This window comes from Nonomuraea jabiensis, assembly GCF_014204795.1.
Taxonomy (GTDB): Bacteria; Actinomycetota; Actinomycetes; order Streptosporangiales; family Streptosporangiaceae; genus Nonomuraea; species Nonomuraea jabiensis.
The window spans coordinates 8253098-8280065 of record NZ_JACHMB010000001.1 but is presented as its reverse complement, the minus strand read 5'-3'; the positions used below and the strand labels follow the sequence as shown (position 1 = coordinate 8280065).

The 26968-nt window shown below is 72.9% G+C and carries 18 protein-coding genes; 2 read left to right on the top strand and 16 right to left on the bottom strand.

Features of this window, described 5'->3' with window-relative positions:
- Window positions 1–21 precede the first annotated feature (21 nt).
- The 6 genes from HD596_RS37720 to HD596_RS37695 all read right to left on the bottom strand — a co-directional run bounded on the left by HD596_RS37720 (window position 22) and on the right by HD596_RS37695 (window position 7934).
- Window positions 22–1074: an NAD(P)-binding domain-containing protein gene (locus tag HD596_RS37720; protein ID WP_185074256.1), complete on the bottom strand. Its 1053-nt coding sequence runs from the start codon at window positions 1072–1074 to the stop codon at window positions 22–24.
- 37 nt (window positions 1075–1111) lie between these two features.
- Complete coding sequence (locus HD596_RS37715; protein ID WP_185074255.1) at window positions 1112–4606, bottom strand: WD40 repeat domain-containing serine/threonine protein kinase; 3495 nt, start codon at window positions 4604–4606, stop codon at window positions 1112–1114.
- A 37-nt stretch (window positions 4607–4643) separates the two neighbouring features.
- Window positions 4644–5657, bottom strand: a complete 1014-nt coding sequence (locus tag HD596_RS37710; RefSeq protein ID WP_185074254.1) for a LacI family DNA-binding transcriptional regulator — start codon at window positions 5655–5657, stop codon at window positions 4644–4646.
- Between the two features lie 28 nt (window positions 5658–5685).
- Complete coding sequence (locus tag HD596_RS37705; protein WP_185074253.1) at window positions 5686–6471, bottom strand: phosphotransferase enzyme family protein; 786 nt, start codon at window positions 6469–6471, stop codon at window positions 5686–5688.
- A gap of 102 nt (window positions 6472–6573) precedes the next feature.
- Window positions 6574–7143 carry a hypothetical protein gene (locus HD596_RS37700; RefSeq protein WP_185074252.1) on the bottom strand — a complete coding sequence of 190 codons (570 nt, stop codon included), beginning with the start codon at window positions 7141–7143 and terminating at the stop codon, window positions 6574–6576.
- A gap of 2 nt (window positions 7144–7145) precedes the next feature.
- Entirely contained in the window at window positions 7146–7934 is a 789-nt protein-coding gene (locus HD596_RS37695) for a bestrophin-like domain (RefSeq protein ID WP_246555125.1), read from the bottom strand.
- Between the two features lie 539 nt (window positions 7935–8473).
- On the opposite strand from HD596_RS37695, the gene HD596_RS37690 reads away from it, so the two are divergent.
- Window positions 8474–11167, top strand: coding sequence for a helix-turn-helix transcriptional regulator (locus tag HD596_RS37690; protein ID WP_185074251.1), 2694 nt, complete (start codon window positions 8474–8476; stop codon window positions 11165–11167).
- A 138-nt stretch (window positions 11168–11305) separates the two neighbouring features.
- Here the strand turns inward: HD596_RS37690 and HD596_RS37685 are convergent, their stop codons facing one another.
- From HD596_RS37685 to HD596_RS62455, 8 genes are all read right to left on the bottom strand, one after another.
- Complete coding sequence (locus tag HD596_RS37685) at window positions 11306–11536, bottom strand: hypothetical protein (RefSeq protein WP_185074250.1); 231 nt, start codon at window positions 11534–11536, stop codon at window positions 11306–11308.
- A 37-nt stretch (window positions 11537–11573) separates the two neighbouring features.
- Window positions 11574–12233: a GNAT family N-acetyltransferase gene (locus HD596_RS37680; RefSeq protein WP_185074249.1), complete on the bottom strand. Its 660-nt coding sequence runs from the start codon at window positions 12231–12233 to the stop codon at window positions 11574–11576.
- Between the two features lie 108 nt (window positions 12234–12341).
- On the bottom strand, window positions 12342–13031 hold the full coding sequence (locus HD596_RS37675; RefSeq protein WP_185074248.1) for a hypothetical protein: 690 nt from the start codon (window positions 13029–13031) through the stop codon (window positions 12342–12344).
- A gap of 363 nt (window positions 13032–13394) precedes the next feature.
- Window positions 13395–14417 carry a hypothetical protein gene (locus HD596_RS37670; protein ID WP_185074247.1) on the bottom strand — a complete coding sequence of 341 codons (1023 nt, stop codon included), beginning with the start codon at window positions 14415–14417 and terminating at the stop codon, window positions 13395–13397.
- 26 nt (window positions 14418–14443) lie between these two features.
- Window positions 14444–14593 (bottom strand): hypothetical protein, encoded by a 150-nt coding sequence (locus HD596_RS37665; protein WP_185074246.1) that lies wholly within the window; start codon window positions 14591–14593, stop codon window positions 14444–14446.
- A gap of 19 nt (window positions 14594–14612) precedes the next feature.
- Entirely contained in the window at window positions 14613–15077 is a 465-nt protein-coding gene (locus HD596_RS37660) for a hypothetical protein (RefSeq protein WP_185074245.1), read from the bottom strand.
- Window positions 15078–15472: 395 nt separating this feature from the next.
- Window positions 15473–16627 (bottom strand): CU044_5270 family protein, encoded by a 1155-nt coding sequence (locus HD596_RS37655; RefSeq protein WP_185074244.1) that lies wholly within the window; start codon window positions 16625–16627, stop codon window positions 15473–15475.
- Window positions 16620–17270: an RNA polymerase sigma factor gene (locus HD596_RS62455; RefSeq protein ID WP_313045875.1), complete on the bottom strand. Its 651-nt coding sequence runs from the start codon at window positions 17268–17270 to the stop codon at window positions 16620–16622. The genes HD596_RS37655 and HD596_RS62455 overlap by 8 nt, the downstream gene beginning before the upstream one ends.
- A 130-nt stretch (window positions 17271–17400) precedes the next feature.
- On the opposite strand from HD596_RS62455, the gene HD596_RS37645 reads away from it, so the two are divergent.
- Window positions 17401–20652 carry a S8 family serine peptidase gene (locus HD596_RS37645; RefSeq protein ID WP_185074242.1) on the top strand — a complete coding sequence of 1084 codons (3252 nt, stop codon included), beginning with the start codon at window positions 17401–17403 and terminating at the stop codon, window positions 20650–20652.
- 82 nt (window positions 20653–20734) lie between these two features.
- On the opposite strand, the gene HD596_RS37640 is transcribed toward HD596_RS37645, so the two are convergent.
- Both HD596_RS37640 and HD596_RS37635 read right to left on the bottom strand, forming a co-directional pair.
- Window positions 20735–24235, bottom strand: coding sequence for a carboxypeptidase regulatory-like domain-containing protein (locus tag HD596_RS37640; protein ID WP_185074241.1), 3501 nt, complete (start codon window positions 24233–24235; stop codon window positions 20735–20737).
- Between the two features lie 8 nt (window positions 24236–24243).
- Window positions 24244–26847 carry a M4 family metallopeptidase gene (locus HD596_RS37635; RefSeq protein WP_185074240.1) on the bottom strand — a complete coding sequence of 868 codons (2604 nt, stop codon included), beginning with the start codon at window positions 26845–26847 and terminating at the stop codon, window positions 24244–24246.
- Window positions 26848–26968: the final 121 nt, after the last annotated feature.

Here is a 26968-nt window from a genome sequence, read left to right as displayed (position 1 = left end):
TACTCGCCATAGTAGGTTGGGTCAGGCCGCCTGCCGCGCCAGATATCCGTGGACGTTGCGCGCGGCCGTGCGTCCGGCGCGGTTGGCGCCGATGGTGCTGGCCGACGGGCCGTAGCCGACCAGCTGCAGGGCCGGCTCCCTGACGGCCTGGGTGCCGTCCACCTTGATCCCGCCGCCCGGCTCCCTGAGCCGCAGGGGCGCGAGGTGGTCGAGGGCCGAGCGGAAGCCGGTGGCCCAGACGATCGTGTCCGCCTCCAGGTGGAGGCCGTCAGACCAGGTGACGCCGTCCGCCGTGATGCGCCGGAACATGGGGAGGCGTTCCAGCGCGCCCTTGGCCAGGGCCTCGCGTACGACCATGCTGTAGCCCAGGCCGGTGACGCTCACCACGCTCTGCGGCGGCAGCCCCGCGCGCACGCGCGCCTCGACCAGCGCGACGGCCTCGCGCCTGGCGTTCTCGCCGAAGTCGTCGTCCCGGAACACCGGCGGCCGCCGCGTCACCCACGCCGTGGTGGCGGCGACCCCGGCGATCTCCGACAGCACGTGCATCGCCGACGCCCCGCCGCCCACCACGATCACGCGCCGCCCCGCGAACTCCTCCGGCCCCCGGTAGGCCGCGTAATGGAGCTGGCGGCCCGCGAACTCCGGGGCTCCGGGGTAGTAGGGCCAGTGGGGCCGGGTCCAGGTGCCCGTCGCGTTGATCAGGGCTCGGGCCGACCACTCCCCCGCGTCCGTGCCGATCACCAGCCTCCCGCCGGCGCCGTGCCGGACGGCTTCGACCCGCACCGGCCGTACGACGTCGAGCCCCAGCTCCTCCTCGTAGGCCGCGTAGTAGGCGGGGACCACTTCGGCGGCGGGACGGCGCCCGTCCACGCCCGGCGGACGGGCGATGCCGGGCAGGTCGAAGATGCCGTGCACCTTGTCCATGGTCAGCGACGGCGACCGGTGGCGCCACGCCCCTCCCGCCCCGTCGGCCGCGTCCAGGACGACCGGCTCGAACCCGAACCGGCGCAGGAAGTACGCGCTGGACAGCCCCGCCTGCCCGGCGCCGATCACCACCACCTCGGTCTCTTCCACGATCAGGTGAAACCGCCGCCGGGCCCGCGCTCTTCCCTCACGTCTTCGCGCACACGTCCCGGTACGCCGTGGCGCCCAGATACTCGCGCCACTCCTGGGGACTGAGCGTGCGGCCGGCCCGCGCGCACACCGCGCCCACCATCGCCTCCGGCGCGACCGGCAGGTCGTGGACCCGCTCCGACGTGCCGACCACCCGCAGCAGCCTCCCGTCGCCGGTGAAGGCCATGAGGCGCACGATGCCGCCGCTGTCGAGCCGGATCTCCCCGCCCAGCGGCTGCCGGGTCGCCACGTCCCACAGATGGATCCCGCCGCCCGCGTCGGAGGCGGCGATCACCTCGCCCCCGGGGGCGAACACGACGGCCTGGAATTCCTGGCCGGGAACGCGCAGGTCAGGCACCAGGAGCCGCCGGGCGCTCAGGTCCCACAGGCTGAGGCGGCGCCCGTCGTGCGTGGCCAGCCGCCGCCCGGCCGGATCGACGACCAGGTAACCCTGGTTGCGCGCCGCGCCGAACCCGGTGCCGACGGGCTTGCCGGTCATGATGTCGTAGAACTGCCCGCTCGCCGACGCGATGGTCCTGCCGTCGGCGAGGAAGGCGAAGTCGCGGGTGACGAACGGCAGTGTCACGCTGCTGACCGCCTTCCCGGTGCGCGCGTCCCACACCCGCAGGCGGAAGTCATCCTGTTTCTGGTTGTTCTGCGCGAAGACCGCCGCGAACAGGCGGCCGTCCCGGCTGTAGGCCCCGCCCATGGGGAGGAACGCCGGAATGCCCCCGAACGACCACAGCCGCCGCCCGTCGGTGAGGCTGTAGGCGACGATCGCCTCCCCGTCCTGGAAGACCAGGCTGTCGTTGGCGGGGCTGAACAGCCACGGCGTCGGGTTGCCGGGGTTGGGGTAGGACGCGATGGAGCGCCGCGCGGCCACGTCCCAGGTCCGGTACGCCGACGACGTGCTGATCAGCAGCCGGCGCGCGTCCGGGCTGATCGCGTCGATCTGCGCTCCGGAGGGCGCCCGGGTGCTCGCGGTGCCGGGCCGCAGGGCGAGGCCGACGATGCGCTCGTCCACCCGGTAACGCAGCGTCCGGCCGGTCGGGTCGAACCACACGTCGGTGACCTCGCCCGGCGCCTCGTACCTGAGGATCTCGTCGTGCGTGGTCATGTCCCAGACCCAGACGCGCTGCCCGCGCGCGCCGGCGAGCAGGTGGTGGCCGGCGCTGAGCCGGACCGCCCACCGGGTGCCGGGGGCCGCCTGGCTCGCCGCCTCTCCCCAGGTCAAGCCGTCCTTCTCCGCCTCCGAGTCGGCGACCAGCCTGCCCGACGTGGTGTCCCGGAGCTGGAACCGCTCTCCGGCGCAGTACATGAGCCTGCTGTCCGCGCTGAATCCCACGACCGGGTCCGTGCCGCAGCTCTTCTCGAGAGCGGGCACGCGCCGCATGCCCGGCAGCCGCCACACGCGGATCGTCGCCCCCGGGGGCGCCACGGTCGCGACCAGCCGGCCCGAGGAGGCCACGGTGAACTGGGTGAGCTCGTCCCACTCCGTGGCGGGGATCTCGCGGCCGCGCTCGGCGTCCCACAGGTCCGTCACGCCGTCGATGCCGCTGATCGACAGCAGCGAGTCCTGGTCGCCGAAATCGGGGCGGAGCAGCTCGGGGTCGGCGCCCGGCTTCTTCCTGACGCCGACGAGGTGGCCGGTGCGCGTCTGCCACACGGTCATCGCCTGGCCGACCACGACGGCCAGCAGCCGGCCGGTGCGGCTCAGCGCCACCTGGTACACCCCCTCGGCCAGCCGCGGCGAGGTCCAGAAGGCGACCTGGCGGCCGGTCGTGACCTCGTACACGCGCACTCCGCGCTCGCTCACGGCGGCGAGGACGCGGCCGTCGCCGCTGACCGCCCGCGTGGCCGCGCCCTTGTCGGCGGGCGGGCTGAACGACGTGGTCTCGCGCTGGTAGACGGCCGAGGTGAGGCTGGAGCGGGTGTCGGCGCCCGGGGCCAGCCGCCAGGCGGCGACGCTGAGCAGCATGGCCCGTACCGGGTCCACCGTGCGCAGGTCGGCGGCCTGGTGGACCAGCTCGCGGCCACGGGCGCGGTCGCGTTCGGCCGCCACCTGGTCGCGCTGCTCGGCGGCCTGGCGTCCCTGCTGGACCGCGACCCCGGCGCCGATCAGCGCCACCACCAGCAGCCCCGCCAGCGCCGCGGTGAGCAGGCGGCGGCGGCCGGCCCGGCGCCGGGTGACGCCGCTCGCGGCGGCCAGGAAGTCGCGTTCCAGCGGCGTCAGCGTCACCTGGTTCCGGCCGGTGGCGGCCCAGTCGAGCACGGCCTCGAGCCTGCTGCCCTGGAGCAGGTCGCCGTCCTTGCGACCGTGGTCGTGCCAGGCGTGGGCGGCGCGGGAGATCTCGGGCAGGACGCCGAGCCCCTGCCGGTCGGCCTCCACCCAGCCGCGCAGCCTGGGCCAGGCGCGCAGCACGGCCGGGCGGACGATGCTCACCTCGCCGTCGCGTTCGGTGAGGATGTAGCCGAAGACGTCCAGGATGCGCCGCCGCTGCGCGGGCCGCTCGGGGAGCAGGTCGTCCACGGACGCGCGGCGTACGGTCTCCGTGCCGTCGCCGTCGATCGTGATCAGCCGCAGCAGCAGGCTGGGCACCAGCTCGCGCTCCTCGGGGGCGAGCAGGTCGTAGGCGTCCTCGGCCAGCGTGCCGAGCCCCGGGTCGGCCGCGGCGGCGCGCAGGCCCTCGCCGCGCTGGCTGCCCTCGCCGAGCGGGTCGATCGCGCCTCCGACCAGGGCGAGCAGCAGCCCCCGCGCGGTGGGCCGCCGCCCGGGGTCCTTGCTCAGCGCCGCCGCCACGAGCGGCCGCAACGACGCGGGCATCGCGCCGAGGTCGGGCTCGAAGGTGAGCACCCGGTGCATGACGCCCGCGAGGGTCTCCGCCCTGAACGGGTCCTGCCCGGTGGCGGCGAACACCATGATCCCGCCCCAGGCGAACACGTCGGCCGCGGCGCCGGCCCGGCCTCCGGAAAAGACCTCCGGCGCCATGTACGTGGGCGTGCCCGCGATGTAGTCGCCGGCCGTACGCGACATCTCCTCGGTGCGGGCGATGCCGAAGTCGATCACGCGCGGCCCGTCGGGGCCGAGCAGGACGTTGTCCGGTTTGAGGTCCCGGTGCACGACCCCGGCCTCGTGGATCGCGGTCAGCGCGGTCGCCACGGCGGTGGCCAGCCGGTGCAGGTCGTCGCCCGCGAAGAGCCGCCCGGCGCGCCGCAGGTCCACGCCCTCGACGTATTCGCTCACGATGTACGGCGGGGTGGCGGCCGGGTCGGCGTCGATCACCCTGGCGGTGCAGAACGAGGCGACCCTGCGGGCGGCCGCGGCCTCCTTGGCCAGCCGGTCGCGTACCTCCGCGTGCAGGACCTTGAGCGCGTACCGGCCGCCGTCGTCGTCGTACGCCTCGTAGACGACGCCCTGGCCGCCGGAGCCGAGCCGCCCGGCGAGCCAGTATTTGCCGATCTTGACCGGATCGCCCGGCGCCAGACTGTCCACGTGACCTTTGATGCGAATGGGGCTCGATTGGTTGGCCTCAGCCGGGCACGGGTGCCGTGGACCCGCGGACGATCAGCTCGGTGGCCAGCTCCACGTGACGGGAGTCGATCCGCTCGCCGGCCGCCAGCCGCAACGCGGTACGCAGCGCCATCCCGCCCATCTCGCGCAGCGGCTGGCGGACCGTGGTCAGCGGCGGCGAGGCCATCCGGGCGACCTGGGTGTCGTCGTAGCCCACGACGCTGACGTCCTCGGGGATGCGCAGCCCGCGCGCCCGGGCGGCCTCCATGACCCCCAGGGCCACCTCATCGCAGCCCGCGAAGATCGCCGTCGGCGCCGTCGGCAGGTCGAGGACGGCCGCGCCGCCCAGCAGCCCGTCGTGGTAGCGGAACTGGCCGGACCACACGTAGCCGGGGATCACCGGCGCGCCCTCGGCCTCCAGGGCGGCGCGGTAGCCGTGCAGCCGGGCCTGGTTGCAGGCGGCGGTGGCCGGGCCGCCGACGTAGGCGATGCGGCGGTGGCCGAGCGAGAGCAGGTGGCGGGTGGCGGCCAGCCCGCCGGCGAAGTTCGTGGAGCCGACGCTGGTCACGCTGGCGCTCTGCAGGTTGAGCGGGTCGATGAGCACCAGCGGCAGGCGGGCCCGGGCCAGCGCGGCCACCTGCTGGTCGGCCAGCTGTTCGCACGTGACGGCGATCAGCGCGGTGCGGCCGGCGGCGATCAGGTCGCGGACCCAGGCGGTGCTGTGGCCGGGGTCCTTGTTGATGCTGACGACGATCCCGACGCCGATCTCGGCACCGGCCTGCACCGCGCCCTGGACGATCTCGGTGGAGTAGGCGTTCAGGTCGTCGTCGAACTGCAGCTCGACGCTTCCGCACGGCTCGCGGCGCGGCGTGGCCGGGACGTACTCGTGCTCCCGCAGCAGCGACTCCACCAGGGATCGGGTGGCGGGGGCGACGTCGCTGCGGCCGTTGAGCACCTTGGAGACGGTCGCGACCGACACGCCGGCCGAGGCGGCGACGGTGGCCAGGGTGGCGCGCCTGGGGTTGTCCGGCATCGTGCCTCCTGACCTGGACGGGGGATCATCAGCGTGTGGCAAGGGCGGACCGGAACGCGGGCTCGCAGCGGGCCAGGTGCGCCATGTCCGCATGGTAAAACCGGTCGTCGCCCCGGGCTATGTGCCCGGCGAACGCCTCGTCGCCGGCGGCGGCCCGGTCGTGCATGTGCCGGACGAGGTGCTCCAGCCGGGCGCGCGCGGTGGACGGGAGCGCGCGCCGGTCCGCGTCGCCGAGCCCGTACGCGTCGGCGAACAGCCGCAGCCGCCGCGCCTGCTCCGCCACCGGCCACGAGCCCACCCCCTCGTGCCGGGGATCGCTGAGCGAGACGAACCGGTAGGCGGCGTAGGCCACGTCCCAGATCCGCGGCCCGGGGTGCGCCGTGTCGAAGTCGATGAGCGCGACGGGCAGCCCGTCGCGGAACACGCAGTTGTACGTGGCCACGTCGCCGTGGCAGATCACCTCCGCCGGGCCCACCGGCGGGAAGTACCACGAAAAATCGGGATCGGCAGGGAAGCCGAGGGTGGCGTCGTGATACTCCCGCAGGAGCACGCCCACGGCCGCCAGCGCGTCGTCGGTCAGGGCCCACTCCGGCAGCGGATGACCGGGCACGTCGCCGGGCACGAAGTCCAGGATCTCCCGCCCCTCGCCGTCGAGCCCGTGCGCTCGGGGTGCGCCGGTGAACCCGTGTGCCCGCAGGTGGCCGAGCAGCGCGTGCACGGCCGGGGTCCAGGCCCCCGCCGGCCGCCGCACGGTCGAGCCGACCCGCACCACGTCGTTGACGCCACCACCGGCCAGCACCTCTTCGTCGGCCACGGCCGCCTCTCCCCCGATCACCGCCGGACCCGGAACGATGATCTCCGGGCCCGGCGGTCAGTGTGCCACGCGGCACCGGGGCAGGGCACGCGAATAAACGGATCAGCGGCGGGAGCGGAAGGCCACGGCCGTCGTCGAGGTGATCGCCGACACCACCACGGTCATCACCAGCACGGTGTTGAGCGGGCTCTTGCGCCGGGACGGGCCCGCCGCGGCCCGCTGGTAGCGCGCCGGCGGGACGGTCGCCTTCGGCTTGGGCGTCTTCTTGGGGGTGGGGGTGGGCGTCGGCACCGGCACCGGCACCGGCGCCACCCAGGGGGCGGACGGGCGCACCCGGCCCGCTCTCCTGCGCGGGCACTCCCCCACCTGGACCTCGGCCGTGCAGACGCCGTCACGGAAGACGGTCACGTGCGGCAGCACGACCGCGGGCGGCGCCCAGCGTTTGCGGGGCGGCACCGAGATCGACACCTTGGGCCTGGGCCAGCGCCGCGTCCGGACCCGGGGCACGGTCACGGTGGGGCCGACGGTCACGTTCTTCGGGGGTGCCGGCGGGCGTACGGTCACCTGCGGCACCGGGCGCGGCCACGGCACCCCGTCGGCCGCGGCGGGACCCGCGACGGTCACGGCGGCCAGGGCGACGGCGAACAGCAGCGGAGCGCGCCGGACGCCCACGCTCACACTCCCCCGCCGATGCGGGCGAACTCCTGCAACGCCCCCTGGAACGCCTCGGGCCCGACGGCCAGCGGCCCGGCGAAGGCGTGGGAGATGTCCCACGTCAGGTAGATGCCGAAGCCCAGCAGCGCGGCCGTCGCCAGCAGCGGCAGCAACGCCAGCCCCCTCGGCCTGGCCCCGGCCAGGAACGGGAAGATGACGACCAGGGCCCCGGTGAGGATGGTCAGGTGCAGCAGCCCCGCGGGAGGCGTGGCGGCGGCGTCGGCGGTGCGCTGGGCCCGCGCGGTGGAGATCGCGCTGAGCTTCTCCAGCACGGCGGTCTTGGCGTCCTCCTGCTTGTCGCCGCTCGCCTGCAGGTCGGTGACGCGGCCGCGCAGCTCGTCCATCCTGGCGGCGCCGACCGGATCCATCCTGCCCTCGGCCATGAGCGGCCACTCGTCCCTGACCACGAACGTGACGTAGTCGCGCAGCGCCCTGCGCACGTCCTGCGGCGCGGTGCCCGGCAGGGCGTCGGCCGCCCAGTAGGCGTCGACGGCCGCCTGGCTCTCGGTGTGGGTGTTGAGGCGGGCGGCGTCGGCCGTGGTCCAGGGAACGATGATCGCGATGGCGAAGACCAGCAGGAACATGGCCGACAGCATCGCTCCCGCGTGCGCGACCGACGGGCCGCCGGGGTCGCGGTCCTCTTCGGCTCGTTTGACCTTCCTGAAGATCAGCGCGGTGAGCGCCACCGCGCTCACCGCCGCCACGACTGAGAGCGTGTACGCCACCATGAAGAATCTCCCGAAACTCATCGGATACGCAACGTCACATTACTATCACACAGTGCAATGATGGCGCGAAGCACAGATCGGTAAAGGCCCGGGCAACCCCAGACCCCGGCGGCCGGATCTGGCGCGAGTCGATGAACGGGATCGGGGCGGCCACGTGTGGCTACGCTCGTGACCGCCCCGCGCGGGCCTCCCCGTGTGACCGTGGTGACACGGGTCCGGGAGGCGTGCCCTCCTGCGCGGCGAGGACCGGGGCCGTCCTGCGCGAACCGCCGGCAGCCCTCGCCCGCACCCCTCCCGTCGGGGCCCGCCTCACATGATCCGCCGCCCCGGGGCGCCGCGCTTCAGGGAGCGCCCCGGGGATTTCCCCTGGAGTACGGGTCTTCGCGCCCGCGCGGCAGGCCAGGCCGCCCGCGCGGGCGGTCGCGGGGCCCCGGCCGGCCCGGCCACCTGGGGATAACCCCTGATTTTCGCGCGCCCTCTGGACAAAGGGACAGGCAAGTCTTACTTGAGCCGCCCGCCCTGCCGCGCAACGTTGGATTTCCCAGCGTGCGGAGGCCGGTATGACGTTCGTCGGACGGGATCAGGAGCTCCGGTGCCTGGCCGCGGAGTTCGAGCGTGCCCGTGCCGGACAGCCCAGGCTCGTCGTGGTCGAGGGACCGGCGGGGATCGGGAAGACGACGCTGGTCCAGCGGTTCCTGGAGACGTGCGGGACGGGCAACGTGCTGTTCACCGACGGCGACGAGGGCGAGGCGCTGCTGCCGTACGGGACGCTGACCAGGCTCTTGGGCGGGCTTCCCGCGCAGATCGAGGCGCCGGCCACGGCGGAGCCGCCCGATCCGCTGGCGGTCGGGGCGGCGCTGCTGCCGGAGCTGAGCGAGCGGCAGGCCGGCGAGCCGCTCTGCCTGGTCGTGGACGACGTGCACTGGGCGGACGCGCCGACGTTGCGGGCGCTGACGTTCTGCCTGCGCAGGCTGCGCGTGGACCGGGTCATGGCGGTGCTCATGCTGCGCGAGGCCGCCACGCTGCCGGGTCCCGAGGGGCTGCGGCGGCTCATCGCCGCCGACACCACCCGCCGGCTGCGGCTGCGCGGGTTACGGGAGCCGGAGGTGGCCGCGCTGGTCGGCGGGCGGGTGTCGCAGCGGGCGGTGGCCAGGCTGGTCGCCCACACCGAGGGCGTGCCGCTGCACCTGCGGGCGCTGCTGGACGAGGTGCCCCTGGAGGTGCTGGACGACCTGGCCCAGCCGCTGCCGGCGCCCAGGTCGTACACGATGCTGGTGCTGGCCAAGGTGGCCAGGTGCGCGCCGCCGGCGCGCGAGCTGGTCGGCGCGGTCAGCGTGCTGGGCATGTCGTGCCCGCTGCACCTGGCGGCGCGGGTGGCCGGGGTGGCCGAGCCGCTGCAGGCGCTCGAGCAGGCCGTACGCGAGGGCGTCCTGCTGGAACGGTCCTCCGCGCGCGGTCCCGTGGCGGCGTTCGCGCATCCGCTGATCCGCGCGGCCGTCTACCGCGACCTCGGCCCGGCGCACCGCTCGGCCCTGCACGCGCGGGCGGCGCTGGTGGCGGAGGACGAGCAGGCGCGGCTGCGGCACCGCATCGAGGCGGTGGCGGGCCCGAGCCCGGAGCTGGCCGCCGAGCTGGCGGAGCTGGGCCGGGCGCAGGTACGGCTGGGCGCGTTCGGCGGCGCGGCCGAGCACCTGAAGGCGGCGGCGGAGCTGTCGGGCGACCCGGCGCCGCTGGCCGCCGAGGCGGTGGAGGCGCTGCTGCTGGACGGGCGGGTCGACGAGGCGGCCGCGCTGACCGCGAACCTGCCCGAGGACGCGCACCCGGCGGTACGCGGCTACGCGCTCGGCCACCTGGCCATGGTGCGCGGCCAGGTCGAGGAGGCGCGGGCGCAGCTCATCACGGCCTGGGAGCAGGCCGGGCCGCCCGAGTCGGGCCTGGCGGCGCGGGCGGCGCAGCAGCTCGCCATGCTCTGCCTGGTCAAGGCCGAGGGCAGCCAGGCCGCCCGCTGGGCCGAACGCGCCCGCACCTCCCCCGGCTACCGCCTCAGCATCGACTACAACCGCTTCACCCAGCTCACCGGCCTGGCCGTCTCCGGCGAGATCGACGCGGCGCTGGCCGCGACCGCCGACCTGCCGCCGCCCGCGTCGGCGACGATCGCCGACCTGGACGCGCTGCTCGGCCGCGGGCTGCTGCGCACCTGCTCCGACGACCTGGCAGGCGGGCTGGCCGACCTGTCGGGGGTGGTGGCGGCGTGCGGGGAGCGTTCGGTGCCGTTCCGCATGCTCGCCACGGCCATGCTGGGGCAGGTCGAGTACCGCTCCGGCCGCTGGGACGACGCCGCCCTGCACACCGGGACCGCGGCGTCCGTGGCCGACGACGCCGACCAGCGGTGGCTCTCGCCCATCTGCCACGGGCTGGCCGCCCTCGTCCCGGCCTCGCGCGGCGACTGGCCGCTCGCGGAGTCCCACGTCCGGGCGGCCGTCGCCGGCGCCGACTCGGTGGCGCCGCTCGCGCACGGCTGCAGCGCAGCCGCGCACCTGGCCGCCGCCAGGGGCGACCACGCCGCGACGGTGGCGGCGCTGGAGCCGCTGCAGGCGGTGGAGGTGCACGACATCGTGTACGAGCCCGGCGTCGTACAGTGGCTCGACCTGTTCGTCGACGCCCTGGTGGGGCTGGGCGAGCTGGACCGGGCCGAGACCTGCCTGGTCGCGGCCGAGCGGCTGGCGGGGCGGCGCGGCAGGGGTTCGGCCCTGGCCACGGCGGCCCGCTGCCGGGGCGGCCTGCACGCGGCCCGCCACGAGAACGCCCTGGCCGACGCCGCCTTCACCACCGCTCTCGGGCACAGCGGGGCGGGGACCGGGGCGGGGACCGGGCCGCCGTTCGACGAGGCCCGGCTGCGGCTGGCGTACGGCCGGTTCCTGCGCAGGCTGGGCCGCCGCAGGCAGGCCCAGTCGCACCTCGAGCTGGCGCTCCGGCTGTTCGCCCGACTGGGCGCGGCGCCGTACGTGGGGCGGTGCGAGCAGGAGCTGAGCGCGTGCGGGCTGCCACGCGCCGAACCGGGCGCCTCGCCGCTGCTGAGGCTGACCCCGCAGGAGCAGGCGGTGGCGCGGCTGGTGGCGACCGGGATGACGAACCGGCAGGTGGCCAGGGAGCTGGTGTTGAGCGTGAAGACGATCGAGTATCACCTGGGGAACGCGTACGCCAAGCTGGGGGTGAGCTCCCGCGTGGCCCTCACCACCAAGCTCATGCACTGAGCCGGTGGTGGCGGGCGGCGGCCGGGGAACGCCCACCCGCTGACCGGCGAGGCGGTGCGCCGGCCGATGCCCACCGATGCCTCGCGGACTGAAGCCGACCGACGGGGTGTCGGCCTCCCCCGGTGGAGTCGTTGACGGTCACGGCTCACCGGCGCGCTCATCGTCGTCTTGCTCGGCGAGCCGGTGCTGGACCTGTTCACCTCGGACACCCGGGTGCTCGACCTGGACCTTGGGCTCGGCCATCGCGGGGAACGGCCTGCTCGCTCTGGCCATGACACCGGTGACGACGGCCTGGGGCCTGGCCGGCCTGTGGATCGCCTTGATCGCCAGTCGCCTGCTCGTTCTCGTCGTGCAGACCGTCGGCTTCATGCGGCACAGCGCACGCGTTCGCTGAAAACGCCCAGATTCAGCGGCCCGACGGCGCGTCGAGGCCCATCAGGGGCAGGCAGGGCTCAAGCCCGTCGATCCGGACGGGAACGGTGCGGCGCCGCTCCCAGGCGTCCCGGATCAGACGCAACCGGTGCTCCACGACCATCTTCCCGTCCAGCGCGTGGCGCAGGCGACCGTCGGGTTCGTAGCCGAGCTTGCGGGACACGGCGAGGGAGGCGCCGTTGTGCTCAAGCGCGCCGGACAGGGCCACGTCGGCGTCCAGACCGGCGAAGGCGAGGTGGAGTACGGCCGCCCGCATCTCGGTGCCGATCCCCTGCCCCTGGTGGCGGCGGCCGAGCCAGGAGGTGGTGCGGACCTGGCGCGTAATGCCCAGGTCCCGGGCGGCGAGGCTCTGCTGCCCGGCCACCACGCCGTCCCGGAACACGGTGAGGTCGAGCGACCACTCCTGCGGCGTCCACGCGCCGAGCTGCCGCCAGTGGTAGTGGATCACGCTGCGGGCGGCCTCGGCGGGCGGCGCGTCGGTCCACCGCACGAGGAACGGCGAGGCGTCCGGGTCATGGATGCCGTCGGCGGCCAGGTCGGCCAGCTCGGCGAGCTCCTGGGGCGAGGGCAGCCGCAGTTCGAGCCGGGGCGTGGTCAGGCGCAGCCCGGCCGGCGGGAAGTGATCGACCAGCATGCCACCATCGTGATCGCCTTGCCGACGGCACGTCATCCGGTTTCCGATGGCGGTGAGGCCATGCCGGTTCGGAAGGCGGGAGGCGGCCGGCGGTTGGGTCAGCGGCACTCACGGGTGCCAGTCGGCGACGGCTCCTCCACCCCGCCGTCCAGGGCGATGTCCAGCAGGCCGTCGCCCAATCTCGACGGCCGACGGAGACGACGGCGGCCGACAGCATCCCGGCAGCGACGCTTCGGGGCGGAAACCGATCAGCGTCGCCGGATGGACGGGCGCGGCGGGGCGCACGCGGAAGACTCCGGCGACGTCCAGGCACTCGCCGAGCTTCTCGTTGTCAAGCGCGGACAGCCGGAACCCCGTCCCGTCGGGCTTCACCTCCGGCATCCCGTGCTCCGGAAGCAGCCGGACGTATCCGCGTAAGTCGAGGTCCACCAGGCCCTCCCGCGCCGCCGACGGGCGCCGGCTGACCACGGTGACGTCGATGAGCTCCTCCTCGCACGTGCACCCGTACTCGTACTCCCAGCACCCGGCGGGCCGCTGCCCCGGCCGGTGAACGGGAGTCAAGGCGATGCTGGGCAACCACGCCCGCTCGGTCCCCACATACCGCAGCGCCTCCAGCAGCGGACCCGCCGGATCGCAGCCGAGCAGGGTGAACGTCTCGGGCGGAGGCAAGGGCTCGGGGTCCACGAAGAGCCCGTCGATGTCGTGGCACACGCCCAGCGTGACGTCCGGCTCACCCACCTCACCGGTGTACTCGTCCAGCAGCAACCACCGCGCGCCCGATGAAGCAGAAGTCGTCATCACGGCAGACCCTAATGTCTGGAGAGCCGACGGGCACGGCAGGGCGGTGCGGGCGCTCCTACCCAGAGGTCAAAGCCTGCCTGTTCGCCCAGGTCCCGTCCCGCCCAAGGCGTGCAAGGGCTCGGGCTGTCAACCCGTGCAGCTGTACCTACTGCGCGTTTCCAAGCCCTCCTCCACACGCCACGTGCGGGTAGAGGCGACTCTGCCATGCCTACGGGCCCACCACCCCCGTTCCGGGACATGGCTCCTCTTACGTGACTGGACCAGGGACCCGAGCGCCGCGCCGGACCGGCACGCCGCTCAGGCGGTGACGACAACCTCAGACGCGTCCCTACGGGTGTGGGGGTCCCAGTAGATCTGGGTCTACACGAACGGGTCCAGGTACGGGCGGTCTTGCACCCGGTCCTGGATGCGGCGCAACCACGGCTGCCGAACCGTCGCCAGCCGCTCCAGCGCCCTGAGGAACACCCGCCCATCAGGACGGAAAAGACGGCGCGGCAGCAGCGGGGGCGGATCATCCCGGCGAACGCCGGCAGGCATCCCGTACGCCGCCGGCACGAGCCGCCGATCATCGTTGCAGGCCAGGTACGTCCACACGTCCGCGGCCAGCGGCACCACCGCTTCCGCGTCGCGCGGCCACACCTCACCGGTCTGCGGATGCCGCGGCACCAGGGCGATGTCCGTGATCGCGGCGGGCAGGCCGGGCCCGGCCAGGACGAGGTGCCGTTCTGGTGGGCCGGGAGGGAGCAGAACGTCGATCGCCCGGCGAAACGCCTCTGCGACAGGACCCTCCGGGACGGACACCCGCTTGCCACCCGAGACCGCCAGCAGGTGCGCCAGTGCCACCGCGACCGCGGCCTCCCACCGCGGGCTCCAGAAACCAAGCGGATCAACGGGCGGCGTGCTCGGCAGTTCCAGCCAGTCCATCACCCGCTGGACGGGGCCGTCGACGGCGACAGGACGTACGGCGTCCGGCTCCAGCCACACCACCTGCCAGAACCCGCAGTCGTCGACGCGGGTCGCCACCGGGCGGCCGCACCCCGCGCACGCCAGGTTGGGACCGTACTGGCCGTCCCAGCCACAGCAGCAGCCGCCTAACCTCTCGGGGATGAAGACGGTTCCGCGGACGTCGCCTGGCGCGATCCCGATCCTGTTCGGGGATCCCGAGATGACGAATGTCTGCAGTCGGACGCCGTGCTCTTCGGGCTCGGGCTCCAATGGTGTCCAAGGCCGGCCGTCTCCAGGGTCCACCACGTACGTTCCTGGTTCCAGAAGACCGGGGAGCAGGGCATGGCCGTACTTCTGGCCAGAGTGGTCGGGAAGCGCCACCCGGGCCACCCGCGCGGTCACCACGGCGCCGCACTCCGCACAGGCGAAAACGACCAAGCAGCCTCCTTCGTCGTCGCGCACGATCACATTGCCCGGGTGATCGCCTCGTCAAGATACGGCGTCAGTGCCCGCAGCCGGCCGGCCTCCTCGCCGGTCAGCGCCCGGCCCAGGTGGTGAATGGTCACCTTCTGCAGCATGACCAGCTGTTTCAGGCATGCGCGACGCTGCTCCATGGAGAGCGCCGGGGCGCGGTCAGGTGGTCTCACCCAACTGTTCGGCCAGTTGCTCCAGGCCACCCTTGATGAGCCGCCCGTAATCGTCGTCGCCAAGCGCGCCGATCTGCGCCCGCGCCTGCTGGAGGTGCTCACGGGCGCGGCCGAGATCGCCCAGCTTGCGATAGCAGTCGCTCAGGTTGAGGTGCAGCGACGGATACAGGCCGGCCACTGAGAGCGGCACCCCGGCTTGGGCCACCCGCTCATCGGTGACCAGATCGGCGGCGGCGAGCGCCCGCAGATCCCACATCAGCTCCTGGTGCACGTCGTCCTGCACGTCGGCCATCGAGTGGGCAAGGACGCAAACATGCAGCGGGTCGCCTTGCTCGCCGCCGATGTCGTCCCAGATCTGCGCGAACAAGTCGCGAGCAGCTTCACGCTCACCTCGGTGGTGATGTAACTCCACCCCCTGGCCGATCCGGGTCATCGTCGGGTCAGTGGTCATCGGCGGCTCCTTCACCGTCGCGGGCAATCCCAGCCAAACTACTCGCCTGACGATCAGCTAGCAGCCGAGCTTGGCAACCCCGGACAACGATGTCCCTACCTAGTGGCACTGCACTCCCGGCACACCTACCGGCCGGGACGGGGCAGCGAGACCGGATGGCTGTACGGGGTGGCGCGCAGCGTGCTGCCGACCCAACGGCGCCGCAGCGAGCGCGCGAGGCCCGCGCCAGCGTGCCGCGCGATCGCCAATGCCCAGGTGGAGGCACGGCGGCGGGCGGGTGGGTGGCGGCTGCGGTTCCTGCACGGCTGGGGGGCGAGGCCACCGTTGCGGTGCCGGTGGCGGGTGCGGAGCTGTGGCCTGGGCGTTGGGGCGTGCGGGTGGCGGTGGAGAGGTGACTATTGGTTGCCGGGCGGCAGCGGGGGTTGTTCGTTCGTCCAGCCGGTCTTCTTGATCGCTTCGAACGTGCGTATTCCCTTGATGGTTGATTCGAAGGCCAGCGGTTCCCCGGTCTCCGCGTCGACGATGATCCGATCCGTCCCATTGGCGAGCCGGCGGCTGACGGCCTGGCCCGTACGGCCGAGCGGGTCCGTGACCTGGCCTTCCGCCGTCGTACCAGGAAGTGAGGCGAGCATGCGGTACGCTGCCGCCCTCGTCTCGGGGGAGGCCGGAAGGTTCATGAGGAGGCGCACGCCGGTTTCGTAGAGTTCGGCGTCCGCGTTCACGGGTTCCGTGCCGTGCTGCTCGGTCACCAACGGTTCCAGATACTCGCGCAGGCCCTCCGGGGTGGTCGGCAGCTTGGCCAGTTCGGCGCGCGTCATGGGCTTGTTCGCCAGGAATCCCATCGAACCCTCGCCGTCCTGGCGGGCGGTCACGGGTTCGTCCGGCTTGGTGCGCAAGGTCACTGCCCTGCCTGGCAGGCCGGAATACGTCCAGCTGCTCGGCGAGCCCGCTGCTCGCCACGCCTGCTCGTCCTGAGGCGTCGCGGGCTTCACGCCCAGGTTCCGGGTGATGTACCAGGTGGGCTTGCCGCGGTCGCGCGCGATCCAGATGTCCGTGGAGGACCTCGCTTCCAGCGTGTACCGGCCGCTCGGTTCGAGGCGTTGTTTGCCGGCCACCCCGCTTCGCACCCAGTACGCGCCCTCGGCGGCGGGCGCCTTCGAGACCGAGGTCGCGGCGGCCAGGAAGATCTGCCGAGCCGACAGCGGGTCGGCGGAGCGGGAGACGGCCGGGTCGCCCGGCGTGACGCCTCCCGGCGTGACGGCTCCCGGCGTGACGGCGCCCGGCGTGACGGCGCCCGGCGTGACGGCGCCCGGCGTGACGGCGCCCGGCGTGACGGCGCCCGGCGTGACGACGGCGGTTACCGCGGCCGCTGTCCCCAGCGCGGCCGCGGCGAGGGCGGTCCATCTGGCGGTTCTGCGGTGGGTGCCCAGGCGGCGAGGGGCAGGCGAGTCGGCGTACGCGGCGGCCATCCGTGCCCTGCCGTCCTCGATCACGTCCGGGGCGGGCGGCGGCACGGCGAGCAGTTCCTTGATCGCGGTCAGGTCATCCATCTGAGTCTCCCAACATGGGGTGGGCTCCGCCCAGGGCGGCTCGCAGCTTCTTGCGGGCCCGGTTGAGCCGGGATCCGACGGTTCCAGCAGGTATGCCAAGCGCCTGTGCGACCTCCTCGTAGCTCAGCTCCGCGATCGCGACGAGCAGCAGCACGTCGCGGTCGGCGTCGGAGATCGCGTTGAGCGCGGCGGCGAGGTGCCCGCGCAGGTCCACGGCCGACATCCGGTGGGCCACCAGGTCTTCGTGGCCTGCCTCGACCGCGTCCTGCTGTGGCGTTCGCTGCAGGATCTCCAGGCGCCGTGACTCGCTCTTGCGGTGCTGGGCGATGATGTTGGTGGCGATGCCGTACAGCCAGCCGCGCACGACGCCGCGCCGTCCGTCGAATCCGGCGCGGCCGCGGAACGCCGCCAGGAAGACCTCTGCGGTCAGATCGTCGGCGGTCTGCGTGCCGAGCCGGCCGCCCACGTACCGGTGGATCTCCATGAAGTAACGGTCGTAAAGGACCGAGAAACGGTCGGGAAGGCGAAGCGACTGCTGGATCACGTGTGCGTCGTCGATTTCGCGCGGGGGATGGCCGGCGTCCCGCAATACACTCACGCGCCCCCCATTCTCGAAGGCCGGCTCAATCGGGGTGGGGTGCACCGTTCTGATGGTTGATGGCTCACATCCCGTACTTGGTGAGACGCCGGATTGTTCTTCACGCTTCGTCCAGTGGCAGGCGTTCCGAGGGGTCCGCGGTGAACAAGGAAATGACGTCTTACCAAGAGGAGGTATGACTTCCAAACGGATCATCGCCGGGCCTTCGCCTGGAGACCGCCTTCGCGTGAAGGCCGTGCGCAGCGGTTCGGCCGCCTTGGCAGCTATCACGCTCCTGGTCTCGGGCGGCGTGAACACCGCGCAGGCCGCCGAGGGTGCCCCGGTGGCCGGGGGCACGATGACGCTGATCACCGGAGACCGGGTGACGGTCGATGAGGGCGGCGCGCGGGTGAGCCCCGGCCCGGGCCGTGACGCGATCACGTTCGCCACCCAGCGGATCGGCGGCCGGTTACGGGTCGTGCCGAGCGACGCGTTTGCGCTGATCCGCGCGGGCCGCCTCGACCCGCGCCTGTTCGACGTGCACACCCTCCTCGAGTCCGGGCCCGAGCTCCGCCTGATCGTCACCGACTCCGGCACCGCGATCAGGAGCCGGCCGCCCGTCCGGGATGTCGAGGTGGTTCGCGGGCTCCCCTCCGTCAACGGCATGGCCGTACGGCGGAGCAGCGTGAACCGGGATTCCGGCCGCCTGTGGCAAGACCTCATGGCCACTCCGACGGCGCGGATCTGGCTGGACGGCAAGGCGAAGCTGTCACTGGAGACCAGCGTCAAGCAGATCGGGGCCCCGGAAGCCTGGGAGAAGGGCCACACGGGGGCCGGGGTGAAGGTGGCGGTCCTCGACACCGGCATCGACGCCACCCACCCCGATTTATCCGGAAAAGTCATCGCACGGGAGAACTTTTCCGGAGATGGCGACGAGCGCGACCTGGTCGGGCACGGCACCCACGTCGCCTCGACGATCGCCGGCAACGGCGCGCGCCGAGGGGTCGCGCCCGGCGCGACGCTGCTGGACGCCAAGGTGTGCTCCGACACGTCCTGCCACGAGTCCGCGATCGTGGCGGGCATGCAGTGGGCCGCCGACCAAGGCGCCAAGATCGTCAACGTGAGCCTCGGCACCACCGACACGCCCGGCCTGGACCCCATGGAACAGGCCGTCCAGACGTTGACCGAGCGGTACGGCATCCTCTTCGTCGCCGCCGCCGGCAACTTCGGCAAGCCCGGCACCATCGGCTCCCCGGCGAGCGCGGACGCGGCGCTCACCGTGGGCGCCGTGGACAGCTCCGACCGGCTGGCCGCTTTCTCCAGCCGGGGCCCGCGCACCGGCGACTCCGCGCTCAAACCCGACATCACCGCGCCAGGAGTCGGCATCGAGGCGGCCAGGAGCAAGGACTCGCCCGGCGAGGGTGCGTACACGTCCATGACCGGCACCTCGATGGCCACCCCCCACGTGTCCGGATCGGCGGCCCTGCTCGCCGGCCAGCACCCGGACTGGCGGCCGGAGACGCTGAAAGCCGCGTTGATGGGGACAGCCCGCCCGATGCCCGACGCCGGCGTCTACTCCCAGGGCGCCGGGCGGGTGGACGTGGCCCGCGCGACGTCCACGTCGGTGACCGCGTTCCCCAGCGCCGTGAGCTTCGGCGTGCAGCCGTGGCCTCACGGTGACGACCAGCCGATCACCCGGAAGGTGACCTACCGCAACACCGGCTCCGCACCAGTGACGCTCAGGCTCTCGACCCGGGCGGTCGGCGAGCGCGGCGATGCCCTGCCCGCGTCGCTCCTGTCGGTGACACCGGACACGGTGACCGTGCCGGCGAACGGCGAGGCCGAGGTTTCCGTCACCGCCGACACGCGCGCCGACGTGGCGGACGGGTTCGTGGGGGGCTACGTGGAGGCGACCGCGGACGGCGGGGTGTCCGTCAGCACACCGGCCGGTGTCGTGAAGGAGGTGGAGAGCCATGAGCTGACCTTGAAGCAGGTCACAGGACTCACGACCGTCACGAGAACGGACGTGAACACGGCGGACGTGTCGCCGATCGAGGTCGGCGGTACGGCGGGCACGGTGACCCTGCGGCTGCCCGAGGGCACGTACCTGGTCGAGAGCGTCACCGATTCGGCCGCGGGCTCCACCCTACTGGTCCATCCGGGCCTGCGGCTGGACGCGCCGCAGACGGTCGTGCTCGACGCGGGCCTCGCCCGCCCGTTCTCCGTACGCGTGCCGGACGCGTCGGCCATCCCCTTGCTCAGCGATGTGACCTACTCCCGCGACACGCTGGACGGCGAGATGTCCGCTGGACTGGTGGCTCGCTCCTTCGACCGGATCTCCGTCGCGCAGCTGGGCCCGCCGCAGACGTACGACATCCTCACCAGGGTCGCCGGCCAGTGGGCCACGCCGGGGCCGGACGGCAGCGTGCACGGCAGCCCGTCGGCCTACCGGACGGCGTGGTTCGTACGCGGCGGCGTGCCCACGGGATTCACCAGGGACGTCTCGCGCAAGGAACTGGCGACGGTCCGCCGCGATCACTCCGTACAACGGACCGGCGCGACGATCGAGGTGGCGAGCACCGCAGTGCCCGCCGAAGGCCAGTTCTTCGGCATCCGGTTCATGACCGATTTCCGCGCCCCGTTCACGCACACGGAGTACGTCAACACCGGCGACGGCATCCGCTGGCGGCACGGGCTCAGGGAGCAGACCACCAGCGAGTTCGGGTTCGTGGACTCGGCTCCGACCCGGTACGAGGCGGGAGGCACCTACACCGAGAAGTGGAACCGCGGCGTCTTCGGGCCGTCCCTGGTCAACAACGTCACGGAGGCCCCGGTGGCCACGCGGACCGGCAACGTGCTGCTGTACCAGCCGCTCATGTACGGCGACGGCGCCGGGCGGCCCGGACATGGCGTGACGTCGAGGCAACGCAGCATTCTCTATCGCGACGGCCAGGTCGTGGCCGAAGGGCAGAGCCTGTTCGGCAGGGTCGAGGTGCCGCCCGCCGACGCGCAGTACCGGCTGGTGGCCGAGACCGAGCGGGGGCCGGACTCCACGCTGTCCACCCGTACCACGGTCGCCTGGACGTTCCGCTCCGCCCAGGTCCAGGCCGGGGAGCGGACGGCGCTGCCGCTGTCGGTCGTCGGGTTCGCTCCCGCGCTGGACGGGCAGAACGCCGCGCCCGCGGGAGGGCCGTTCACCGTTCCGTTCACCGTACGGACGCAGGCCGGATCGGCGGCCGGCCCCGTGGCCGCTCTTTCCGCGGACGTCTCCTATGACGACGGAATGACGTGGAAGACGGCGAAGGCGCTGCGCTCCGGCGGGAAGGGCATGCTCCTTCTTCAGCACCCGGCGTCGGACGGATTCGTGTCGCTGCGCGCCAGATCCACCGACAGCTCGGGCAACACCGTCGACCAGACGATCATCCGCGCCTACCGCATCGCCCGTTGAGGACGTGCGGGGCCCGTCCCCGCACATCGACCTCCCGCCGTACCGCGTCGTCGAGCGGTACGGCGGGCGGCCGCCGGGCGCTTCACGCCTGAGGGGCTGGGCGGACCTCGAAGGCCGTCTCCGGGTCGAGGGTGCCGCGGATCAGCAGCACGTCGGGCCCGTAGGCGTTCGACACCGCCACGACGCCCTCCCCGTTGCGGATCCGCGGGTCGTCGGGCAGGTCGCCGTACTGGAACATCATGCGCCCATCGGGATGGAGCACCGCCTCGAAGGTGAGGCGCAGACCGGTGCCCTTGAGCAGGACGCCGCGCCACTCGACGACGAACGCGCCGTTCACCGTCGCGGTGCGTACCGAGGACTGCTCGTCGTAGGCCAGGTTGTCGGTGTACGGGGCGGCCCAGGACCACTCGCCAGTCAGCGCGTCGTAGAAGAGCAGCATGCCGAGACCCGTGACACCGACGCTGGTGAAGGTGTCGCCGGAGAGCGGGAAGGAGAACGGCAGCGGCACCATCGCGCTGGTGGACGCGTTGACGTCGATCACCTCGGTGCCCTCGACCCACGCGCGCGGCTTGCGCGTGCAGGCGAAGCCGGAGTCGTCGACGGGCATGCCCTGGGTCAGGTCGACGACCAGGTCGCCGGTGACCGTCAGCCGCTTCTGGACGATCACCTCGCAGGCCCGGGCGAACACCTGGATCCACTGGGTGCCGCCGTGGACGCCGGTCAGCCGGTAGGCGCCGGTCCCGTCCGTGGTCGCGGCCGCGATGTTGCGGTCCATGACGGCCACGCTCACCCCGGGCAGGGGTCTGCCCGAGCTGTCCCTGACGACGCCGGAAATGTCGTTGCTGCTGGGATACAGGGTGATGTCGAGGTCGACGACCTGCCCCTCCTCGCCGAGCGTGACCTTGGAGGAGTAGTACTCCCAGTCGCTGGAGGCGATCGACACCGTGTACTCGCCCGGCAGGGGGAACAGCCGGTACGCGCCGGTGGCGTCGGTGACGGCCTGCTCCATCAGCGCCGAGTCGCCCGGCATCGCGTAGCCGACCTCGATGCCCTTGAGCGGCGTGCCGGCGGGGTCGCGCACCACGCCCTGGACGACGCCCGCGCCGTAAAAGCGGATGCCCATGCCCGAGCGCAGCACGGGCACGTTGCTGGAGTACTCGAAGCCGAGCGTCCCCGTGCTGTTCTCGATGCCGATCGTGGCCGAGGAGCCGCGTGGCATCAGGCCGCTCGACAGCGACTTGTACTGGATGAGGATCTGCCCGTTCTCGTGCAGCTCCGCGGAGAAGGTGAGCCGTGCCGCAGGCTGGGAGACCAGGGTGACGTTGCGCCACTCGACGAGGTAGCGCCGGTTGGGCGCGGTGCCGAGGGTGGCGGTGAGCACCTGCGCCGAGGAGTCCACGACGAGGTCGTCCCAGAAGGCGTAGATCGCGGAGTTGGGCAGGCCGCCGCTCGGGATGGCGCTGTTGAGGGACAGGGTGCTGAGCCGCTGGAAGTTGATGAAGCCGTTGGTGGAGATCCACGCCTTGGTGTACGGCTTGCCGTACAGCGGGAAGGTGAAGGGCAGGGTGACCGCGACGCCCGCGTCGTCACCCGTCAGCGCGAGCGGGGTGGTGCCCGGCTGCCAGGCGAGCGTCGGGATGACGTCGCACTTGTTGTTGAAGGCGTCCTTGCGCAGCGGGGTGTCGATCTGGAGGAGCTCGTCGGAGTCGACCACGAGCGTCACCGTGGTGGCGGCGCCGCACCTGGCTCCCTGCACGTTCACCCGCCAGGTGCCGACGGGGACGCCGAGCATGGCGAAGGCGCCGTCGGACTCGGTGGTGACGGGGGCGTAGGGGGTGCCCTCGATGCTGACCACCGCGCCGGGCAGCGGCTCGCCGCCGGACTGCCGGACCTCTCCGTAGACGTCGTAACGCGGGACCGTGGCCAGGGACAGGTCACGGGTGGCGGTGGCGCCGGCGGCCACGGTGGCGGTGCCGGTGGCGGGCGCGAAGCCGAAGGCCCAGGCGGTGATCTCGTAGGAGCCGGGGGGCAGCGGGATGCTGAAGGTCCCGTCGGCGCCGCCGGTCAGGGTGCGCTTGACGCCGGAGGCGGTCAGGGTCACGGTCGGCTTCGGCACGGGGGCGCCGGTGGCGTCACGGACGGTTCCGGCGAGAGTGCCGGTCTGGCCGCGCGGCGCGAAGGTCACGGCGGCGAAGGCGTCCAGCCGTCCCTGCCCCCACACCCGGTTGTTCGCGCTGTCGCCGCCGCAGCTGTAGTCGGTCACGTCCACGGCGGTCTCGTCCAGCGCCCGCCTGGTGGCGGCGATGTCGCCGCGCAGAGCAGGCGCGGCGGACCACAGCAGCGCCACCGCTCCCGCCACGTGGGGTGTCGCCATGGAGGTACCGCTGTAGGCCGAGTAGCCGCTGCCCGGCACGGACGAGCGGATGGCCACGCCGGGCGCGGTGATGTTCGGCTTGATCGCCGTGCCTTCCGGGTCGCCGCGGCTGGAGAAGTCGGCGATCTTCCCGTCGGACTGGTAGGCGCCGACGGCGTAGGTGTTGGCGTAGTCGCCGGGCGAGTGCGCGGTGGCGCACTCGGGGCCGGCGTTGCCGGCGGCGAAGAGCGGGAAGATGCCCGACGCCACCCAGGAGTTCACGATCTCCTGGTAGAAGGGGTCGCCCGCGTCGCCGCCCCACGAGTTGCTCACCAGGTGCGGTGCCAGGTCGGGGCGCGGATTGTTGCCTTCCAGGTCGGTGGGCGCCAGCATCCACTGGCCCGCCTCCAGCAGGAAGACGTCGCTGCAGCGGCTCGTCTCGCAGCCCTTGGCACTGATCCAGGTGGCGCCGGGCGCCACGCCGATCCCGCCCGCGCCGACGATGGTACCCATGGTGTGGGTGCCGTGCCCGTTGTTGTCGCACGGCGTCACCGAGGGGACGCCGCACACCAGCGTCGGGTCGAACCAGTTGTAGTTGTGGTCGTAGCTCCCGTCGGCCTTGCGCCCGCGGTACTGCCCGGCCAGGGCGGGGTGGTCGTACTGTACGCCGGAGTCGATCGTGGCGACCACGATGCCCTCGCCCCTGGCGCCGAAGCCGGACCAGACGCGCGGGGCGCCGACGGAGTCCACGCCCCATTCCGCGCCCGCGACCTGGGCCACGGCCTCGGCCGTACGCTCGGGCTCCGGCAGCGAGACGCTGCCGGCCGGCCGTACCCGGGCCACGTCGGGCCGCTCGGCCAGCCGCTTGACCAGGCCGGCGTCGGCGCCGCGCACCAGCACGGCGTTGACCAGCCAGTACGGCGTGAAGATCGCCTTGGAGTCCTGGAGGAAGGAGCGCAGGCCGCGCTGGCTGCGCTCGGCGGTCGAACGCAGCATGCGGAACCCGTGCTCCGCCTTGGCGGCATGGCCGCGCAGCGACCGCCCGCCGGACAGGTCCGCCTTCTCCTTGAGCACCACGAACACGTCGGTGGTGTCGTGCTCGGCGAGCTTGGCGGCGACCGCCCGGTCGAGCCGGTCGGGCAGGGGGTCGTTCTCGGCGGCGGCCGGTACGGCTGAGCCCAGCAGCAACGCGGGCACCAGCCAGAGGGCCGTCAGGAGGCGGCGGCGCATGTGTTTCCTTAGTCGAAGAGTGATTCGAGGTAGGCGTACGCCTCGTTGACCGACATGCCGACCATCGCCTGGATGTTGGCGTGCTCGAGTTCGGAGCGGGCCAGAGCCGTCCAGGTGCCGTCGCTGCCCGCGTCGATGTCGGCCTCGAGGTAGGCGTCGACCAGCGCGTTGATCTCGTCGATCTGGCCCTGCGTGATGGATATCAGGTCGCCCTGCGGCGTGTTGACCGTGCGGAAGGCCGGTTCCATGCTCTGCATGAGGTGGGCGGTCTGCCGGCGGAGCGTGTCGCTGGTGGTGAGCAGTTCCATGGCGCGGCTGTTGGCTCGGGCGTACAGCTGGGCGTAGTGCATGACGGCGCCGGACTCGGCGTTCTCGAAGATGTCGCGCACGCGCAGCAGGCCGGCCACGGTCGCGTCGGTGCTGGCGCCGTCGGGGTCCAGAGCCTCCAGGCCGACGCCGGTCAGCGACTCGTCGGCGAAGCACATGCACTGCTGGCGCGGCGACTCGTAGTTGCCGTCGATCCCGACCGCGCCGAAGGCGCGCCAGGTCTCCAGCATCTCGGGCGAGTTCTTGCCGTACAGGTCCGAGGCCGCCTGGATGGCGCCGGCGCGCGTGTCGGAGAAGCGCGAGCGCGGGCCGAGCTGGGTGGTGAGGTCGCGGTAGGCGATCTCCTGGGTCTTGCCGATGCCGATGCGGGTGGCCAGGATGTACCAGGCGTGGCTGGGGATCAGGCTGTTGAAGTGCACCCAGCCGCCGTCGGCGCAGCCCAGCCAGTACTTGCTGTAGTGGTCGGGGTGCGGCTTGCCGTCATAGCTGAGCGCGCTGGGGTTGGCCAGGTCGCGGATGACGCCGAGCGAGCTGCCCTCGCCCGCCTTCCAGCTGGTGCTGCCCTTGACCTTGTACTCGGTGAAGGCCGCGAAGACGTCGGAGAAGCTCTCGTGGAGCGAGCCGCCCTGGAAGAAGGAGAACAGGCCGGCGCTGGAGTGGGTGACGCCGTGCTGCCACTCGTGGGAGACGATGGTGAGCGTGGCGGTGCCCTCGCCGAACATGGTCTCGCCGGTCAGCGGGTCGAAGAAGGCGTTCTTGACCGGCTGGTGGTTGCGGTCGTTGGAGTAGCGGGCGTAGGAGTTCATCCGGGCGCCCTCGCCGTCCCAGCTGTCGCGGCCGAAGGTGCTCGACAGGTAGTCGTAGAAGCGGCCGCTGTGGTCGTAGACGGCGTTGACGTCGGGCTCGGACACCGGGCCCTCGCCCTCGGTCCTGGCCGGGCCGCCGCTGGGACGCGGGTTGTTGTTCAGGTCCCAGACGCTGCGGTTCTTGTACTCCAGGTGGCCGGGCTCGAACTTGACGATCCGTCCGGTGCTGAGCGCGTCGACGTAGAAGACCGTCGAACGGCCGTCGTCGGCGACCATCGTCACCCGCCAGACCAGCGTGGCCGCCACCGGCTTGCCGGGGTCCGGCTCGTCGGGCAGCAGCAGGAGCTCGGGCGCCGCGCCCGCCTTCGCGCCCGGCATGGCCCGGCCGGCGGCGGTCACGGCGGACGGCGCGTCGAGGGTCGGCTTGGTGCCGGTGGGGACCAGGTCGGGGATGAAGTTGTTGGTCAGGCTGAGCACGGTCTTGCCCTTGGCGTCGCGGTGGACGCCCACCCGCGCCCCGTACACGGGCACGCCGCCGACCTGCTGCTGGAACCAGTCGTGCTTGAGCCCCAGCGGGTCCTTGGGCCTGGCGGGCAGCTCGGTGAGCTGGGCGACGGGGTCCTTGGCCGCCAGCAGCCCGGCGTTGGCGCGCAGCCAGCTCTTGACGTCCTTGCCGGCGGGGCTCTGCATGCTCAGCATCGTGGGCACGCCGAGCCAGGGGTCCTTGGCCATGGTGACGCCGGTGTCGGCGGCGATCTTCGCTCCGTCGGCGGCGTGGGAGACCCCCACCTTGGCGAGCGCCTCGGTCACGCCCGGGCGGAAGTAGCCGACCGGGGCGGGTTCGGGCGGGCCCGCGGCCGCCATGGTCACCGGCAGCTCGGTCCTGGCCTTCGCCGGAGGGGCGGCGACCGCGGAGCCGGAGACGGACAGCTGCGCGATCAGCAGGACGGCCGCGCCGGCGGCCACGACCTTCACGCGGCGCGCCGCCTGGCCGGCCAGCCCCACGGCGAAGCACCAGGCCAGGGCGAGCACGAACGCGATCGGCCAGGGCGTGCTGACGGTCGCGAGCTCGCCGGGCGCCACCGCGGCGGTGACCGTGGCCGTGGCGGTGATCACGGTGGCGTACCCGGCCGAGGCGGCCAGCAGCCGGGCCCTGCCCCGGGTGAGCAGGCCGGCCGTCAGACCGGCCGCCACGGGCCCGAGCGCGAGCAGCACCATCGGCGAGCCCTGGAGCAGGAAGCGCAGCGGCCAGATCCGGCCGCCGGAGGAGAGCGTGGCCGACCACCAGTCCACCGGGCCGCCCGTGGCGGCCGCCGCCGCGGTGGTGACGCCGTTCACGCTCCTGGCCAGGAAACTCCCGACCAGTCCTTCCGCGCCGCTCACGAGCAGCGCCAGCATCGCCCAGGTCACCGCGAGGCAGGCCGCGGCCGCGAGCCCACCCGCCCATAAGGCACGGAAAACGTTTTTGGCCAAGCGCATGGCATGCTCCACACAGGTGCGGGGGTAACGGGAAGGGTGCAGACCGCCAGCACGCAGGCATGCGTCGACCAGTGCTCACGGGGGGCTGTAGGGAGGCCAGGGATTGATCACCTGGAGTATT

Excerpts from the sequence above, each read along its gene's own strand:
- HD596_RS37710 (WP_185074254.1), bottom strand. The coding sequence starts at position 5,657 with ATGCCGGACAACCCCAGGCGCGCCACCCTGGCCACCGTCGCCGCCTCG.
- HD596_RS37695 (WP_246555125.1), bottom strand. The coding sequence starts at position 7,934 with ATGAGTTTCGGGAGATTCTTCATGGTGGCGTACACGCTCTCAGTCGTG.
- HD596_RS37690 (WP_185074251.1), top strand. The coding sequence starts at position 8,474 with ATGACGTTCGTCGGACGGGATCAGGAGCTCCGGTGCCTGGCCGCGGAG.
- HD596_RS37685 (WP_185074250.1), bottom strand. The coding sequence starts at position 11,536 with ATGAAGCCGACGGTCTGCACGACGAGAACGAGCAGGCGACTGGCGATC.
- HD596_RS37680 (WP_185074249.1), bottom strand. The coding sequence starts at position 12,233 with ATGCTGGTCGATCACTTCCCGCCGGCCGGGCTGCGCCTGACCACGCCC.
- HD596_RS37675 (WP_185074248.1), bottom strand. The coding sequence starts at position 13,031 with ATGACGACTTCTGCTTCATCGGGCGCGCGGTGGTTGCTGCTGGACGAG.
- HD596_RS37665 (WP_185074246.1), bottom strand. The coding sequence starts at position 14,593 with ATGGAGCAGCGTCGCGCATGCCTGAAACAGCTGGTCATGCTGCAGAAG.
- HD596_RS37660 (WP_185074245.1), bottom strand. The coding sequence starts at position 15,077 with ATGACCACTGACCCGACGATGACCCGGATCGGCCAGGGGGTGGAGTTA.
- HD596_RS37655 (WP_185074244.1), bottom strand. The coding sequence starts at position 16,627 with ATGGATGACCTGACCGCGATCAAGGAACTGCTCGCCGTGCCGCCGCCC.
- HD596_RS37645 (WP_185074242.1), top strand. The coding sequence starts at position 17,401 with ATGACTTCCAAACGGATCATCGCCGGGCCTTCGCCTGGAGACCGCCTT.
- HD596_RS37640 (WP_185074241.1), bottom strand. The coding sequence starts at position 24,235 with ATGCGCCGCCGCCTCCTGACGGCCCTCTGGCTGGTGCCCGCGTTGCTG.
- HD596_RS37635 (WP_185074240.1), bottom strand. The coding sequence starts at position 26,847 with ATGCGCTTGGCCAAAAACGTTTTCCGTGCCTTATGGGCGGGTGGGCTC.